12 protein-coding genes, 1 tRNA gene and 1 pseudogene are annotated in these 16,822 nt (G+C 60.0%); all 14 read left to right on the top strand.

From position 1 onward, the window contains the following. Positions 1-154, top strand: a pseudogene (gene tuf / locus ABVT36_RS17645) (elongation factor Tu); the annotation flags it as partial. A 109-nt stretch (positions 155-263) separates the two neighbouring features. After that, positions 264-339, top strand: a tRNA-Trp gene (locus ABVT36_RS17640). 95 nt (positions 340-434) lie between these two features. Next, positions 435-803, top strand: coding sequence for a preprotein translocase subunit SecE (gene secE / locus ABVT36_RS17635; RefSeq protein WP_367149363.1), 369 nt, complete (start codon positions 435-437; stop codon positions 801-803). A 10-nt stretch (positions 804-813) separates the two neighbouring features. After that, positions 814-1,347, top strand: coding sequence for a transcription termination/antitermination protein NusG (gene nusG / locus ABVT36_RS17630; RefSeq protein WP_368457726.1), 534 nt, complete (start codon positions 814-816; stop codon positions 1,345-1,347). A 170-nt stretch (positions 1,348-1,517) separates the two neighbouring features. Continuing rightward, on the top strand, positions 1,518-1,949 hold the full coding sequence (gene rplK / locus ABVT36_RS17625; RefSeq protein WP_368457725.1) for a 50S ribosomal protein L11: 432 nt from the start codon (positions 1,518-1,520) through the stop codon (positions 1,947-1,949). Beyond that, complete coding sequence (gene rplA / locus ABVT36_RS17620; protein ID WP_368457724.1) at positions 1,949-2,644, top strand: 50S ribosomal protein L1; 696 nt, start codon at positions 1,949-1,951, stop codon at positions 2,642-2,644. The genes rplK and rplA overlap by 1 nt, the downstream gene beginning before the upstream one ends. A 280-nt stretch (positions 2,645-2,924) precedes the next feature. Beyond that, entirely contained in the window at positions 2,925-3,419 is a 495-nt protein-coding gene (rplJ, locus tag ABVT36_RS17615; RefSeq protein WP_367149360.1) for a 50S ribosomal protein L10, read from the top strand. Between the two features lie 77 nt (positions 3,420-3,496). Continuing rightward, positions 3,497-3,865: a 50S ribosomal protein L7/L12 gene (rplL, locus tag ABVT36_RS17610; protein WP_367149359.1), complete on the top strand. Its 369-nt coding sequence runs from the start codon at positions 3,497-3,499 to the stop codon at positions 3,863-3,865. A gap of 299 nt (positions 3,866-4,164) precedes the next feature. Beyond that, positions 4,165-8,238, top strand: coding sequence for a DNA-directed RNA polymerase subunit beta (gene rpoB / locus ABVT36_RS17605; RefSeq protein WP_368457723.1), 4,074 nt, complete (start codon positions 4,165-4,167; stop codon positions 8,236-8,238). Positions 8,239-8,344: 106 nt separating this feature from the next. Then, positions 8,345-12,574, top strand: coding sequence for a DNA-directed RNA polymerase subunit beta' (gene rpoC / locus ABVT36_RS17600; protein WP_368457722.1), 4,230 nt, complete (start codon positions 8,345-8,347; stop codon positions 12,572-12,574). A gap of 178 nt (positions 12,575-12,752) precedes the next feature. Further along, on the top strand, positions 12,753-13,127 hold the full coding sequence (gene rpsL / locus ABVT36_RS17595; protein ID WP_067150990.1) for a 30S ribosomal protein S12: 375 nt from the start codon (positions 12,753-12,755) through the stop codon (positions 13,125-13,127). 109 nt (positions 13,128-13,236) lie between these two features. After that, positions 13,237-13,707 (top strand): 30S ribosomal protein S7, encoded by a 471-nt coding sequence (gene rpsG, locus ABVT36_RS17590; RefSeq protein WP_367149356.1) that lies wholly within the window; start codon positions 13,237-13,239, stop codon positions 13,705-13,707. 90 nt (positions 13,708-13,797) lie between these two features. Further along, entirely contained in the window at positions 13,798-15,903 is a 2,106-nt protein-coding gene (gene fusA, locus ABVT36_RS17585) for an elongation factor G (protein ID WP_367149355.1), read from the top strand. 76 nt (positions 15,904-15,979) lie between these two features. Continuing rightward, positions 15,980-16,822: elongation factor Tu (locus ABVT36_RS17580; RefSeq protein WP_368457379.1), on the top strand; the 843-nt coding region annotated here is incomplete at its 3' end.

The raw sequence follows: 16,822 nt of genomic DNA, 5'->3' as shown, positions 1-16,822 counted from the left end.
GCCGGAAGGCACCGAGATGGTGATGCCGGGTGACAATATCCAGATGAAAGTCACTCTGATCGCCCCCATCGCCATGGAAGACGGGCTGCGCTTCGCGATCCGCGAAGGTGGCCGTACCGTTGGCGCAGGTGTTGTTGCCAAGATTATCGAGTGATCATTGGCTGTCTCAAAGTCGTTGAGGTATGCGACTTTGCCAAGTGCGGGGTAGGGTGTTAAGATCCGCCCCCGCATTTTCGGGCGGCGTAATGGGCCCGAATGGATACAGGCCAGTAGTTCAATTGGTAGAGCACCGGTCTCCAAAACCGGCTGTTGGGGGTTCGAGTCCCTCCTGGCCTGCCAACTTTTCAACCGCCCCGCCGGGTCGTGCCTGAGGGCGTCACGAGTCCTCGCCATGTATGGCTGGCTTGTGTGTGTTAGCGCTAAGGGCTTCGTTTATGAATGCTAAAGTAGAAGCGAAAACCTTTCGACTGGACGGTCTGAAGTGGCTGCTGGTTGCGCTGCTGGTGGGCGCTGCGGTCGCGGGCAATTCCTACTATGCTGAATTCCCGCTGTTGTACCGCGTGCTGGCAATGGTCGCGCTCATTGTCGTGGCACTGGCCGTTGCCTTCAATACAGCGAAGGGCAATGCGCTCTGGACCCTGTTGCGGGAAGCACAGGCCGAAGTGCGTCGAGTCGTCTGGCCGACGCGCCAGGAGGCAACTCAGACTACCTTGATTGTGATGGTCGTCGTGTTGATTATGGCGCTGATTTTATGGGCGCTGGATTCAGCTCTGGGCTGGGCGGCCTCCAAGGTTATCGGCTAAAGGTTGATACATGTCTAAGCATTGGTATGTGGTTCAGGCTTACTCCGGCTACGAGAAACGTGTTGCGTCTTCTCTGAAGGAGCGTATTGAGCTGCACGAAATGGAACACCTGTTCGGTGAAGTGCTGGTGCCCACCGAGGAAGTGGTGGAGATGCGCGCAGGCCAGAAGCGCAAGAGCGAGCGCAAGTTTTTCCCCGGCTATGTTCTGGTGGAAATGGAATTGAATGACGACACCTGGCACCTGGTGAAAGAAACGCCGCGGGTGCTGGGCTTTATCGGTGGCAAGGCGGACAGGCCGGCGCCGATCACCGATCGCGAGGCTCAGGCGATTCTCAACCGGATCGATGACTCTGTCGACAAGCCCAAACCCAAGACGATGTTTGAGCCCGGTGAAATGGTGCGGGTCATCGACGGGCCTTTCAATGATTTCAATGGTGTGGTGGAAGAGGTCAACTACGAGAAGAGCCGCCTGCGCGTCGCAGTGCTGATCTTTGGCCGTTCCACCCCGGTAGAGCTGGAGTTTGGCCAGGTAGAAAAAGCCTGAGCCCAGCGAGGTTTTCAGCCCCCTTCCGCCCATAGGGTGGTAGGGGGCTTTCGCGTCCCTGGAAACTGCCGTCGCTACGGCGGGCTGCCGGGGAACCCTGGGGAGCCGGGCGTTGCGGTTTTGCTGCCGTACAGCGCAGGCGCTACCACCCAAACCAAGAGGAAGCTGTAATGGCTAAGAAAGTCGAAGCTTATATCAAGCTGCAAGTGGCCGCCGGCCAGGCTAACCCGAGTCCGCCCGTAGGCCCCGCACTGGGTCAGCACGGTGTGAACATCATGGAGTTCTGTAAGGCCTTCAACGCCCAGACCCAGAGCCTGGAGCCGGGCGCACCGGTACCGGTTGTGATCTCCGTGTACAGTGATCGCTCCTTCACCTTCACCATGAAGACGCCGCCGGCGTCCTTTCTGTTGAAGAAAGCCGCCAAAATCAAATCCGGAAGTGGTCGCCCGAATACTGAAAAGGTCGGCAAGCTGAACCGCGCCCAGCTGGAAGAGATCGCCACGGCCAAAATGCCGGACCTGACTGCATCCGATATGGATGCCGCCGTGCGCACCATCGCGGGTTCCGCACGCAGTGCCGGTATCGATGTGGAGGGAGTGTAATGGCCAAGTTGAGCAAGCGTCAGCGCGCTATCGCTGAAAAAGTGGACGCTGGTAAGGCCTACGGCATCGAAGAGGCCGTGGCCCTGCTGAAAGAATTGTCCAAGGTGAAGTTCGCAGAGACTGTGGACGCCTCGGTTAACCTGGGCATAGACCCGCGCAAATCCGACCAGGCTGTTCGCGGTGCGACCACTCTGCCCCACGGTACCGGTAAAGAGGTGCGCGTTGCGGTTTTCACCCAGGGTGCCAACGCCGACGCCGCCAAGGAGGCGGGTGCGGACCTGATCGGTATGGACGAACTGGCCGCTGACGTAAAAGCGGGCAAAATGGATTTCGACGTGGTGATCGCCTCTCCCGATGCGATGCGCGTAGTGGGCCAGCTGGGTCAGATTCTCGGCCCGCGCGGCCTGATGCCGAACCCGAAAACCGGAACTGTCACCCCCGATGTGGCCACTGCGGTTAAAAACGCCAAGGCGGGTCAGGTGCGTTTCCGCGCCGACAAAGGCGGCATCATCCACGGTGGTATCGGCAAGGTGAGCTTTGACGCGGCCGCGTTGAAGGAAAACCTGGAAGCCCTGGTGGCGGACCTGAAGAAGGCCAAGCCGGCTTCCGCGAAAGGCGTGTTCCTGAAAAAGATCACCCTGAGCACCACCATGGGCCCCGGGCTGACTATCGATCAGTCCTCCCTGAATATTTAATCCGCTGTCGGGCGACCCTTTGGGCTCGCCCTCAGTGCTACCGAACTTTGGGGTTCGCTGGAATGCCTTGGCAGGAAAGCGGGCCGTCAAAGACCGTAGGTGCCCGATGCGTTGAGGTTTAACGTATCTGGCTTAATCCGGACTCCGGCCAGGCTGGCCAAGCAGGGGTCCGAGCCTACGCAGACGGTGTCGCCCAAACCAGTATTTATGCTGGATTTGAGCTTTATGCACCGGAACGATCGGGCTGAGCCCGGTTTTTTTCAAATCCAGGAGTGACACTATGGCTATTGGACTCGAAGACAAGAAAGTGATTGTCGCGGAAGTCCAGCAGGCTGCTGAAGGCGCTCTGTCAGCGGTGGTTGCGGATTCCCGCGGCGTTACCGTGAATGACATGACCGCCCTGCGCAAAGAGGCACGCGAGAACGGCGTTTGGTTGAAAGTCGTCCGCAACACTCTGGCGCGTCGCGCTCTGGCCGGTACCGATTACGAATGTCTGACTGACAAATTCGTGGGTCCCAGCATCATTGCATTCTCCAACGAACATCCGGGTGCCGGTGCGCGCATCCTGAGTCAGTTCGCCAAGGGCAATGACAAGCTGGAGCTGAAGGGTGCCGCCTTTGAAGGCGCGGTCACCGACGTCGCACTGTTGGCAAGCCTGCCGACATACGACGAGGCGATCGCCAAGCTGATGAGCGTGCTCAAAGAAGCGTCTGCTGGCAAGCTGGTCCGCACTATCGCGGCCATTCGCGAGCAAAAAGAGCAGGAAGCTGCGTAACAGATTCGCACAGGCGAATTGCAGTTTCGAAACGAAATACGAGCAGCTACTGCTCAAACCAATTCAGGTAATGAATTATGTCTCTGACTAAAGAAGATATCATCAACGCAGTTGCCGAAATGTCCGTTAAGGACGTTGTCGAGCTGATCGAAGCTATGGAAGAGAAGTTCGGTGTAACCGCTGCCGCAGCTGTTGTAGCTGGCCCGGCTGGTGGTGAAGCCGCCGCTGAAGAGAAGGACGAGTTCGATGTGATCCTGACTTCCGCCGGCGACAAGAAGGTCAACGTGATCAAGGCCGTACGCGGTCTCACCGGCCTGGGCCTGAAAGAGGCCAAGGCGCTGGTCGACGGCGCTCCGAGCCCGCTGAAGGAAGGCGTGAGCAAGGACGAGGCCGAAGCGGCCAAGAAGGACCTGGAAGAGGCCGGCGCAACCGTAGAGCTGAAGTAATTCGGTTGCCGAAAGGCTCCGCTGTCGCCGGCAGGGCCGGCGGTCAGCGGCGAGGCTGGTGGATTTTTGTCCGCCGGCCTTTTTGCCGTTTGCGGGACAGGGGTTTGTGTCGCCCCCTCGCCGGGTATTGCGCCGGTACTTAGACACATTCAATGCGGGCCGGGCTCACCAGCGCGGCTGCAGGAGAGGGTTCCGACCAGCGCAGGGAAGCATTTGTGCTGGTCAGAGGCTTCTCGCCCGGAGGGGCTCCCGACTGGGGTTCCACGAAGTCTTGTCACTGATCAAGCTGGGGAATATGAATGGCTTATTCGTACACTGAGAAAAAACGTATCCGCAAGGATTTTGGCAAGCTGCCAAAGGTCATGGATGTGCCCTTCCTGCTTGCGATACAGCTGGATTCATATCGCAACTTTACGCAGGCGGATGCGCGCCCCAACGACCGCCGGGACGTGGGCCTGCAGGCGGCGTTTAAGTCTGTATTTCCGATTGTGAGCTACTCCGGTAATGCGGCTCTCGAATATGTGAGCTACACCCTGGGCAAGCCCGCCTTCGATGTCAAGGAATGTACCCTGCGCGGCGTGACCTACGCGTGTCCTCTGCGGGTGCGCGTGCGCCTGATCATTTATGACAAGGAGTCCGCCAACAAGGCTATCAAGGACATCAAGGAGCAGGAAGTGTACATGGGCGAGATTCCGCTCATGACCGACAACGGCACTTTTGTGATCAATGGTACCGAGCGTGTGATCGTGTCACAGCTGCACCGCTCCCCGGGTGTATTCTTCGATCACGACAAGGGCAAGACCCACTCCTCCGGCAAGCTGCTGTACGCCGCGCGCGTTATTCCCTACCGCGGCTCCTGGCTGGATTTCGAGTTTGACCCGAAAGATCTGGTATTCGTGCGTATCGACCGCCGCCGCAAACTGCCGGCGACCATCCTGCTGCGCGCCCTGGGCTACAGCTCCCAGGAAATGCTGGAGATGTTCTTCGAAACCAGCAGGTTCGAATTGCGCGAGGAGTCCGTCAGCCTGGAGCTGATTCCCTCCCGCCTGCGCGGCGACGTCGCCTCCTTCGATATCAAGGACAACAAGGGCAAGGTCATCGTCGAAGAGGGTCGCCGCATCACCCCGCGCCATATTCGCCAGCTGGAAAAAGCCGGTGTGGAAAAACTGGAAGCGCCGCTGGAATACCTGCTCGGCCGGACTCTGGCCCACGACATCATCGACGAGTCCACCGGTGAAATCGCGGTCGACTGTAACGCGGAGATCACCGAAGAGGTCATCGCCAAGCTGCGTTCACTGAACGTCAAGCACTTCGAGACCCTGTACACCAACGACCTGGACCGCGGTCCTTTTATTTCCGACACTCTGCGTGCGGACCCTTCCCGCACCCAGCTGGAAGCCCTGGTGGAAATCTACCGTATGATGCGCCCGGGTGAGCCGCCCACCAAGGAGTCGGCCGAGTCCCTGTTCGAGAATCTGTTCTTCGCCGATGAGCGCTACGACCTGTCCGCCGTTGGCCGGATGAAGTTCAACCGCCGCCTCGGCCGCGAAGACGAAACCGGTCCCGGTACCCTGAGCAAAGAGGATATTGTCGAAGTCCTCAAGACGCTGATCGATATCCGCAATGGCCAGGGCATGGTGGACGATATCGACCATCTGGGTAACCGCCGGGTGCGCTCCGTGGGCGAAATGGCGGAAAACCAGTTCCGCGTAGGCCTGGTGCGGGTGGAGCGGGCGGTCAAGGAGCGTCTGTCCATGGCCGAGTCCGAAGGGCTGATGCCGCAGGACCTGATCAACGCCAAGCCGGTTGCGGCCGCAGTGAAGGAGTTCTTCGGCTCCTCGCAGCTGTCCCAGTTTATGGACCAGAACAACCCGCTGTCGGAAGTGACCCACAAGCGCCGGGTTTCCGCTTTGGGTCCGGGCGGTCTGACCCGCGAGCGCGCAGGCTTTGAGGTGCGGGACGTGCACTCCACCCACTATGGCCGGGTGTGTCCGATTGAAACGCCGGAAGGCCCCAATATCGGCCTGATCAACTCGCTCGCCACCTATGCGCGTGCCAATCACTACGGTTTTCTCGAAAGCCCCTACCGGAAGGTGGTCGATGGCCAGGTCACCGATGAGATCGAGTATCTGTCGGCGATCAACGAGGCCAACTATGTAATCGCCCAGGCGTCCGCCGCGGTAGACGGTAACGGCCGCTTCACCGACGATCTGGTGAGCGTGCGCCACCAGAACGAATTTACCCTCAAGGCGCCGGGGGAAATCCAGTATATGGATGTTTCTGCCCGCCAGGTGGTCTCCGTGGCTGCGGCCATGATCCCCTTCCTGGAGCACGACGACGCCAACCGCGCACTGATGGGCTCCAACATGCAGCGCCAGGCGGTGCCGACCCTGCGCGCCGAAAAACCGCTGGTGGGCACCGGTATGGAGCGCACTGTAGCGGGCGACTCCGGCGTGTGCGTGGTGGCCAGGCGCGGCGGTGTGATCGAGCGCGTGGATTCCAGTCGCGTGGTGGTACGTGTGCACGACGCCGAGGTGGAGGCCGGTGAGGCGGGCGTGGATATCTACAACCTGACCAAATATATCCGCTCCAACCAGAATACCTGTATCAACCAGCGCCCCATCGTCAATACCGGCGATGTGGTGGCCCGCGGTGATATTCTCGCCGACGGCCCGTCCGTGGATCTGGGCGAGCTGGCCCTGGGGCAGAATATGCGCATCGCATTTATGCCCTGGAATGGCTACAACTTCGAGGATTCCATCCTCATCAGCGAGCGGGTGGTACAGGAAGACCGCTTCACCACTATCCACATCCAGGAGCTGACCTGTATTGCCCGGGACACCAAACTGGGCAGTGAGGAAATCACTGCGGATATCCCCAATGTGGGCGAGTCTGCACTGAACAAGCTGGATGAATCCGGCATCGTCTATATCGGTGCGGAAGTGGGCGCCGGTGACATATTGGTGGGCAAGGTCACTCCAAAAGGGGAAGCCCAGCTGACCCCGGAAGAGAAGCTGCTGCGCGCCATCTTTGGTGAGAAGGCCTCCGATGTGAAGGACTCCTCCCTGCGTGCGCCGAGTGGCACCCGCGGTACCGTGATCGACGTGCAGGTATTTACCCGCGACGGCCTGCAGAAAGACCAGCGCTCCATCGACATCGAAAAGGCGCAGCTGGACGAGGTGCGCAAGGACCTGAACGAGGAATACCGCATCGTCGAGGGCGCCACCTTTGAGCGTCTGCAGGCGGCCCTGGAAGGCCAGAAGGTCGCCGGAGGCAAGGGCGTCAAGAAGGGCGACCTGCTGACGGCGGAAATCCTGGCCGGCCTGGAGCGCGACGACTGGTTCAAGTTGCGCATGGCGGAAGACAGTCTCAACGAGCAGTTGGAAAAGGCCGAAGCGCAGCTCACGGAGCGCCGCAAGCTGCTCGACGAAGCCTTCGAAGACAAGAAGAAAAAACTGGAGTCCGGCGACGACCTGGCGCCCGGTGTACTGAAAATCGTCAAGGTCTACCTGGCGATCAAACGCCGCATTCAGCCCGGTGACAAGATGGCCGGTCGCCACGGCAACAAGGGCGTTATTTCCGTGATCAAGCCGGTCGAGGATATGCCCTACGACGAGAACGGCGAGCCGGTGGATATAGTCCTGAACCCCCTGGGCGTTCCCTCGCGGATGAACGTGGGTCAGGTGTTGGAAATGCACCTGGGCATGGCCGCCAAGGGACTGGGTGCCAAGGTCGATCAGATGGTCAAGGAGCAGCGGGAAGTGTCCAAGGTGCGCGGTTTCCTGGAGGAGGTCTACAACTCCAGCGGCGGGCGCAAGGAAGAGCTGAACGCACTCTCCGATGAGGAAGTCATGGCCATGGCGCAGAACCTGCGCAAAGGGGTGCCCATGGCGACGCCGGTGTTCGACGGCGCCGACGAGAGCGAGATCAAGCAGCTGCTGCGTCTCGCGGATCTGCCGGAGTCCGGTCAGATCACCCTGCACGACGGTCGCACCGGCGATGCGTTTGAGCGCCCGGTGACTGTGGGCTACATGTACATGCTGAAGCTGAATCACCTGGTGGACGACAAGATGCACGCGCGTTCCACCGGTTCCTACAGTCTGGTTACCCAGCAGCCGCTGGGGGGCAAGGCGCAGTTCGGTGGCCAGCGTTTCGGGGAGATGGAGGTCTGGGCGCTGGAAGCCTACGGCGCCGCCTACACTCTGCAGGAGATGCTTACGGTCAAGTCCGACGATGTGGAGGGACGCACCAAGATGTACAAGAACATTGTCGACGGCGACCACCGCATGGAGCCGGGCATGCCCGAGTCCTTCAATGTACTGGTCAAGGAGATCCGTTCGCTCGGTATGAACTTCGAGCTTGAGAACGAGTAACAAGGGTCCCTTGTCGGATTCAGTAGATTGCGGCCGGCGGCGCGGCGACAGCCCGCCCGGCCCGCCCGGCCCAGCCGGGATGACTACCCCCTAGTGGAGAAAGGCTTTGAAAGATTTGTTAAACCTGGTGAAGGATCGGGACCAGCTGGAAGAATTTGACGCTATTCGCATCGGTCTGGCGTCTCCCGACATGATCCGCTCCTGGTCCTACGGCGAAGTGAAAAAGCCGGAGACCATCAACTACCGCACCTTCAAGCCGGAGCGTGAGGGGCTGTTTTGCGCCAAGATCTTTGGCCCGGTGAAGGATTACGAGTGCCTGTGCGGCAAGTACAAGCGCATGAAGCACCGCGGCATTATCTGTGAGAAATGTGGCGTTGAGGTGACCAAGGCCAAGGTGCGCCGCGAGCGTATGGGCCACATCGAACTGGCCAGCCCGGTGGCCCACATCTGGTTCCTGAAATCCCTGCCGTCCCGTATCGGCCTGCTGCTGGATATGACCCTGCGGGATATAGAGCGGGTACTCTACTTCGAATCCTATGTGGTCACCGATCCCGGCATGACCACCCTGGAGCGCGGCCAGCTGCTCAACGACGAACAGTACTTCGAGGCGATGGAGGAGTTCGCCGATGAGTTCGAGGCCAAGATGGGTGCCGAGGCGATTCAGGAGCTGATGCACGACATTGACCTGCCGTCGGAAATCCAGCGCCTGCGGGAAGAGATTCCGGCCACCAACTCCGAGACCAAGATCAAGAAGCTGTCCAAGCGCCTGAAGTTGCTGGAGGCCTTCTACAAGTCCGGCAACAACCCCGAGTGGATGATCATGCAGGCCCTGCCGGTGCTGCCGCCGGACCTGCGCCCGTTGGTACCCCTGGATGGCGGCCGCTTTGCGACCTCCGACCTGAACGACCTCTACCGCCGCGTGATCAACCGCAACAACCGTCTGAAGCGGCTGCTGGAACTGAACGCGCCGGACATCATTGTGCGCAACGAAAAGCGCATGCTGCAGGAATCCGTGGACGCGCTGCTGGACAACGGCCGCCGCGGCCGCGCCATTACCGGCTCCAATAAGCGCCCGCTGAAATCCCTGGCGGACATGATTAAAGGTAAGCAGGGCCGCTTCCGCCAGAACCTGCTGGGCAAGCGCGTGGACTACTCCGGCCGCTCCGTGATCGTGGTGGGGCCGACCCTGCGGCTGCATCAATGTGGCCTGCCCAAGAAAATGGCGCTGGAGCTGTTCAAGCCGTTTATTTTCGGCAAGCTGGAAGCCCGCGGCCTGGCCACCACCATCAAGGCGGCCAAGAAAATGGTTGAGCGCGAAGAGGCGGTGGTGTGGGACATTCTCGACGAGGTGATCCGCGAGCACCCGGTACTGCTCAACCGTGCGCCGACCCTGCACCGTCTGGGTATCCAGGCGTTCGAGCCGGTATTGATCGAAGGCAAGGCGATCCAGCTGCACCCGCTGGTGTGCGCGGCCTATAACGCCGACTTCGACGGCGACCAGATGGCGGTACACGTACCCCTGACCATCGAGGCGCAGCTGGAATCCCGCGCGCTGATGATGTCCACCAACAACATCCTGTCGCCCGCCAACGGCGAGCCCATCATAGTGCCGTCCCAGGACGTGGTACTGGGCCTCTACTGGATGACCCGCGACCGGGTCAACGACAAGGGCGAGGGGATGTTCTTCTCCGATATCAAGGAGGTCAGCCGCGCCTTTTACGCCAAGCAGGTGGGATTGCAGGCGAAAATCAAGGTGCGTATCGACGAAGTGGTCGTCGGTGAGGATGGTGAAAAAGAGGAAAAGCGCACCGTTTACGATACCACCGTCGGTCGCGCCCTGCTGTGGAACATAGTGCCGCAAGGCCTGCCCTTCGAGCTGGTCAACCAGCCCATGAAGAAAAAGGCCATTTCCCGTGTATTGAACGAGTGCTACCGCAAGGTGGGGCTCAAGGCGACGGTTATTTTTGCCGACCAGCTGATGTATACCGGTTTTGACTTCTCCACCAAGTCCGGTTCCTCCATCGGTGTGAACGACTTCGAGATCCCGGCAGCCAAGGCCGATCTGATCGCGGCGGCGGAAGAGGAAGTCAAGGAGATCGAGAGCCAGTTCGCTTCCGGTCTGGTCACCGCCGGTGAGAAATACAACAAGGTTATCGACGTCTGGTCCCGCACCAATGACAAGGTGACCCAGGCGATGATGGCCGGCATCAAGAAGGAGCCGGTCATCGACCGGGAGGGCAGGGAGACCCAGCAGGATTCCTTCAACTCCGTCTATATGTATGCGGACTCCGGCGCGCGGGGCTCCGAGGCGCAGATTCGTCAGCTCGCCGGTATGCGCGGCCTGATGGCCCGTCCGGACGGCTCCATTATGGAGAGCGCCATTACCGCCAACTTCCGCGAGGGTTTGACCGTACAGCAGTACTTCATCTCCACCCACGGCGCCCGTAAGGGTCTGGCGGATACCGCACTGAAAACCGCCAACTCCGGTTACCTGACTCGCCGCCTGGTGGATGTGGCTCAGGACGTGGTGATCACGGAAGTGGACTGCGGCACCGACGACGGCCTCACCATGACGCCGGTGATCGAGGGTGGCGACGTGATCGAGTCCCTCGGTGACCGTATCCTGGGCCGGGTTGTGGCCCGGGACGTGATCAGGCCCGGCAGCGACGAGATCGCCGTTCCCGCCGGCACCATGATCGACGAGAAGTGGGTGCAACGCATCGAGGCCATGGGTATCGACGAGGTGCTGGTGCGCTCGCCAATCACCTGTGCAACCTCCCACGGTATCTGCTCCCAGTGTTACGGCCGCGATCTGGCCCGCGGGCACCGCGCCAACTCCGGTGAGTCTGTGGGTGTTGTCGCCGCCCAGTCCATCGGTGAGCCGGGCACCCAGCTGACCATGCGGACCTTCCATATCGGTGGTGCGGCGAGCCGCGCCTCCGCTGCGGACAGCGTCCAGGTCAAGCAGGGCGGTACTGTGCGCCTGCACAATGTGAAGACCGTGAAAACTGAAGCTGGCAATCTGGTAGCGGTATCCCGCTCCGGTGAGCTGGCGGTCGCCGACAGTGCCGGCCGTGAGCGCGAGCGCTACAAGCTGCCCTATGGTGCACAGATTACCGTTGCCGAGGGCGCCGAAGTGGATGGAGGCCAGATAGTGGCCAAGTGGGATCCGCATACCCACCCCATCATCACCGAGGTTGCCGGTTGGGTGCGGCTTTCAGGCATGGAGGAAGGGCTCTCCGTGCGCAAGCAGACCGATGAGATCACCGGTCTCTCCTCTATCGAGATTATCGACCCGGCCGAGCGTCCGGCAGCGGGTAAAGACCTGCGCCCGGCGGTGACCCTGGTGGATGAAAGTGGCGAAGAGCTGACCCTGGCCAACAGCAATGCCCCGGCCCATTACGCACTGCCGCCGCGGGCCATCCTCAGCCTGAAGGATGGGGACAAGGTGAATGTGGGTGATGTTATCGCCCGTATTCCGCAGGAATCTGGCGGTACCAAAGACATCACCGGTGGTCTGCCGCGGGTGGCCGACCTGTTCGAGGCGCGCAAGCCGAAAGAGCCGTCCATCCTGGCGGAAATCTCCGGTACCGTCTCCTTCGGTAAAGAGACCAAAGGCAAGGTGCGCCTGCAGATCACGCCCCGGGATGGCAAGCCACTGGCCAACGGCAAGGATCACTACGAGGTCCTGATTCCCAAGCACCGCCAGCTGACCGTGTTCGAGGGTGAAACCGTAGAAAGGGGCGAGGTCATCTCCGACGGTCCGCCCAGCTCCCACGATATCCTGCGCCTGAAAGGCGTCGAGGAGCTGGCGCGCTACATCACCAACGAGATCCAGGAGGTCTATCGTCTCCAGGGTGTGGGCATCAACGACAAGCACATTGAAGTGATCGTGCGTCAGATGCTGCGCAAGGTGGAAATCACCGAGATGGGCGATTCAGAGTTCATCAAGGGCGAGCAGGTGGAATACCAGCGTGTGATCGAGGAGAACGAGCAGCTGCGGGCCGAGGGCAAGCAGCCAGCCCAGTTCGAGCGCCTGTTGCTGGGTATCACCAAGGCATCCCTGGCCACCGAGTCTTTCCTGTCCGCGGCTTCCTTCCAGGAGACCACCCGCGTCCTCACCGAGGCGGCCGTGACCGGCAAAGGGGACAGTCTGCGCGGTCTGAAAGAAAACGTCGTTGTGGGCCGCCTGATTCCGGCGGGTACCGGTCTGGCCTACCACAGCGAGCGCAAGCGCAAGCGCAGCCTGCAACTACCTGTGGGCCAGGCGGAAGGTCCGTCTGCAGCAGAGGTGGAAGCGGCGCTGACCGAAGCCCTCAAATCGTCCGGGGGCTAAATGGTCAATCCGCAACTGCGCAGATGCTGCGGTTGCGGATTGACTCGGCGGGCGGGCGCCGATAGAATGCGGCCCCCGCTAATGGGGCGTGTCCGCCTGGACGGTGGTCGCGTACTGACGATAAGCCCTCACTCGCTGTTGATTGGGTGGGGGCCTTTTATTTTTGGAGTGATTTTTAATGGCAACGATCAACCAGTTGGTTCGTAAGCCGAGAAAACGCAAAGTCGAAAAAAGCGACGTTCCCGCACTGCAGGCCAGCCCGCAGCGCCGCGGAGTCTGCACCCGTGTGTACACCACTACACCGAAGAAGCCGAACTCCGCACTGCGCAAGGTTTGCCGTGTGCGCCTCACCAATGGATACGAAGTCACTTCGTACATCGGCGGTGAGGGCCACAACCTGCAGGAACACAGTGTGGTACTGATTCGCGGCGGTCGTGTTAAAGACCTGCCGGGTGTGCGCTACCACACGGTACGCGGTGCGCTGGACTGCGCCGGCGTAAACGACCGCAAGCAGGGCCGTTCCAAGTACGGTGCCAAGCGTCCCAAGGGCTAATCCCCATAACGATTTGCGTTTCGGTTTCCAACCGGAGTAAGGCTGAGCTCGCCGGATTGTAAGGTTTTACGGCGGCGTCTCAGAGTAACCCTGAAGAGAGGCAACACCCATGCCGAGAAGACGAGTAGTCGCCAAGCGCGAAGTACTGCCCGATCCCAAATTCGGGAACGTCACCCTGGCCAAGTTCATGAACCATGTCATGATCAGCGGCAAGAAGTCGGTGGCAGAAAGCATCGTATACGGTGCTTTGGACATGGTTTCAGAAAAACTGAACAAAGACCCCATCGAAATTTTCGAAGAGTCCCTGGAAAACATCGCCCCCATGGTGGAAGTAAAGTCCCGCCGTGTGGGTGGCGCCACCTACCAGGTGCCTGTTGAAGTGCGTCCCTCGCGCCGTATGGCCCTGGCGATGCGCTGGCTGGTGGAGTTTTCCCGCAAGCGCGGTGAAAAATCCATGGCCCAGCGCCTGGCCAACGAAATGATCGATGCCTCCCAGAACAAGGGCGGCGCGGTCAAGAAGCGTGAAGACGTCCACCGTATGGCGGAAGCCAACAAGGCGTTCTCTCACTACCGCTTCTAAGTCTGATGATGACCTACATCGGCAATTAATACCGAAAGGCAGCAGGGAAATTTTCCAGCTGCCTTTTGCCGTTATATCGAGGATACAACTGTGGCACGTAAAACGCCTATCGCACGCTACCGCAACATTGGTATCTGCGCCCACGTAGACGCTGGTAAAACCACCACTACAGAGCGCGTTCTTTTTTACACGGGTCTGTCCCACAAAATTGGTGAAGTGCACGAAGGTGCCGCCACCATGGACTGGATGGAGCAGGAGCAGGAGCGCGGAATCACCATCACCTCCGCTGCGACCACCTGTTTCTGGGCCGGGATGCAGCAGCAGTTCGACCAGCACCGCGTCAATATTATCGACACCCCGGGGCACGTGGACTTCACCATCGAGGTGGAGCGTTCCCTACGTGTGCTGGATGGCGCTGTCGTTGTACTGTGTGGCTCCTCCGGTGTTCAGCCCCAGACCGAAACTGTCTGGCGCCAGGCCAACAAGTACGAAGTTCCCCGTATGGTGTTCGTCAATAAGATGGACCGCGCCGGGGCCAACTTCCGCAACGTCGTCAGCCAGTTGAAAGACCGCCTGAACGCAAATGCGGTGCCGCTGCAGATGACCATCGGCGCCGAGGACGAATTCAAGGGCGTAGTCGACCTGGTCAAGATGAAGGCCATTATCTGGAACGAATCCGACCAGGGCATGACCTTCACCTACGAGGATATTCCCGCAGACCTGCTGGGTGAGTGTGAGGAAATGCGCGAATTCCTGGTGGAGGCGGCAGCAGAAGCCAGTGATGAGCTGATGGAAAAGTACCTGGAAGAGGGCGAGCTGACCGAGGAAGAGATCAAGGCAGCCATCCGCCAGCGTACCCTGGCCAATGAAATCGTGCCGGTTCTGGGCGGCTCCGCGTTCAAGAACAAGGGCGTGCAGGCGGTACTGGATGCGGTGATCGAATACCTGCCGGCACCGACTGAAGTTAAAGCGATCGAAGGCACCCTGGAAGACGGTGAAACCGTTGAGAGCCGCGAAGCGGACGACGATGCCCCCTTTGCTGCCCTGGCCTTCAAAATCGCCACCGACCCCTTCGTCGGTACTCTGACTTTCTTCCGTGTCTACTCCGGCAAGCTGGAGAGCGGCACAGCGGTTTACAACTCCGTGAAGATGAAGAAAGAACGTGTTGGCCGTATGGTGCAGATGCACTCCAACGACCGCAAAGAGATCAAGGAAGTACTGGCGGGTGACATCGCTGCTGCCATCGGCCTGAAAGACGTCACCACCGGTGACACCCTGTGTTCCGAGAGCAACAAGATTGTTCTGGAGCGCATGGAGTTCCCCGAGCCGGTGATCTCTGTGGCGGTCGAGCCCAAGTCCAAGGCGGACCAGGAAAAAATGGGTATCGCCCTGGGCAAGCTGGCCCAGGAAGACCCGTCTTTCCGCGTCAAGACCGACGAGGAGACCGGCCAGACCATTATCTCCGGTATGGGTGAGCTGCACCTGGACATTATCGTCGACCGTATGCGTCGCGAGTTCAATGTCGAGGCGAATATCGGCAAGCCTCAGGTGGCCTATCGCGAAGCGATCCGTAACACCAGCGAAATCGAAGGCAAGTTTGTGCGTCAGTCCGGCGGACGCGGCCAGTATGGTCACGTCTGGGTTAAATTTGAGCCCGCCGAGGACGCGTCCCAGGAAGGTCTGGAATTCGTCAATGAAATCGTGGGTGGTGTGGTACCCAAGGAATATATTCCGGCGGTACAGAAAGGTATCGAAGAGCAGATGCAAAACGGTGTCCTGGCCGGCTACCCGCTGCTGGGCCTGAAGGCGAGCCTGTACGACGGTTCCTACCACGATGTGGACTCCAGTGAGATGGCGTTTAAAATCGCCGGTTCCATGGCCACCAAGAAACTGTCCTCCGTGGGCGGCGCTGTGCTGCTGGAGCCGGTCATGAAGGTGGAAGTGGTGACTCCGGAAGAGAACATGGGCGACGTGGTCGGTGACCTCAACCGCCGCCGCGGCCTGATTCAGGGCATGGATGACAACCCCGCCGGTAAGGTGGTTAACGCGGAAGTTCCCCTGGCAGAGATGTTCGGTTACGCAACCGACCTGCGCTCCGCCACCCAGGGCCGCGCCACCTACACCATGGAGTTCCTGAAGTACGCCGAGGCGCCGAGAAACGTTGCCGATGAGATCATCGCAAAGAACAAGGCCTGATTCACTTCTGTTCAAAAGGGCCCCGGTGAAGCGCCGGGGTTTCTTTGGCAAACATCTAGCTTAGAGGACATTTAAAATGGCAAAAGAAAAGTTTGAACGCTCCAAGCCCCACGTGAACGTGGGCACCATTGGTCACGTAGACCACGGCAAAACCACCCTCACCGCTGCCCTGACCCGTGTATGTTCGGAAGTCTGGGGCGGTGACGCCGTTGCCTTCGACGGCATCGACAATGCCCCGGAAGAGCGCGAGCGCGGTATCACCATCGCCACCTCCCACGTGGAGTACGAGTCCCCGGTCCGCCACTATGCCCACGTGGACTGCCCCGGACACGCCGACTACGTCAAGAACATGATCACCGGTGCCGCGCAGATGGACGGCGCTATCCTGGTATGTTCCGCTGCCGACGGCCCCATGCCGCAGACCCGCGAACACATCCTCCTGTCCCGTCAGGTAGGTGTACCTTACATCGTTGTGTTCCTGAACAAGGCGGACATGGTCGATGACGAAGAGCTGCTCGAGCTGGTGGAAATGGAAGTGCGCGAACTGCTCGACCAGTACGAGTTCCCCGGTGACGACACTCCGATCATCATCGGTTCCGCGCTGATGGCGCTGGAAGGCAAGGACGACAACGAAATGGGTACCACTGCCGTCAAGAAGCTGGTGGAAACCCTGGACGAGTACATCCCTGAGCCGGAGCGCGCCGTAGACCAGCCGTTCCTGATGCCCATCGAAGACGTATTCTCCATCTCCGGCCGCGGTACCGTAGTGACCGGTCGTGTAGAGCGCGGTGTGATCAACACTGGCGACGAAGTTGAGATCGTCGGTATCAAGGAAACCACCACCACCACCTGTACCGGTGTGGAGATGTTCCGCAAGCTGCTGGACGAAGGTCGTGCGGGTGAGAACATCGGCGCCCTG

The sequence above is a fragment of the Microbulbifer sp. TYP-18 genome, from assembly GCF_040932045.1.
Lineage (GTDB): Bacteria > Pseudomonadota > Gammaproteobacteria > Pseudomonadales > Cellvibrionaceae > Microbulbifer.
The sequence above is the reverse complement of the archived record's forward strand: the minus strand, read 5'-3'. Positions and strand labels throughout refer to the sequence as shown.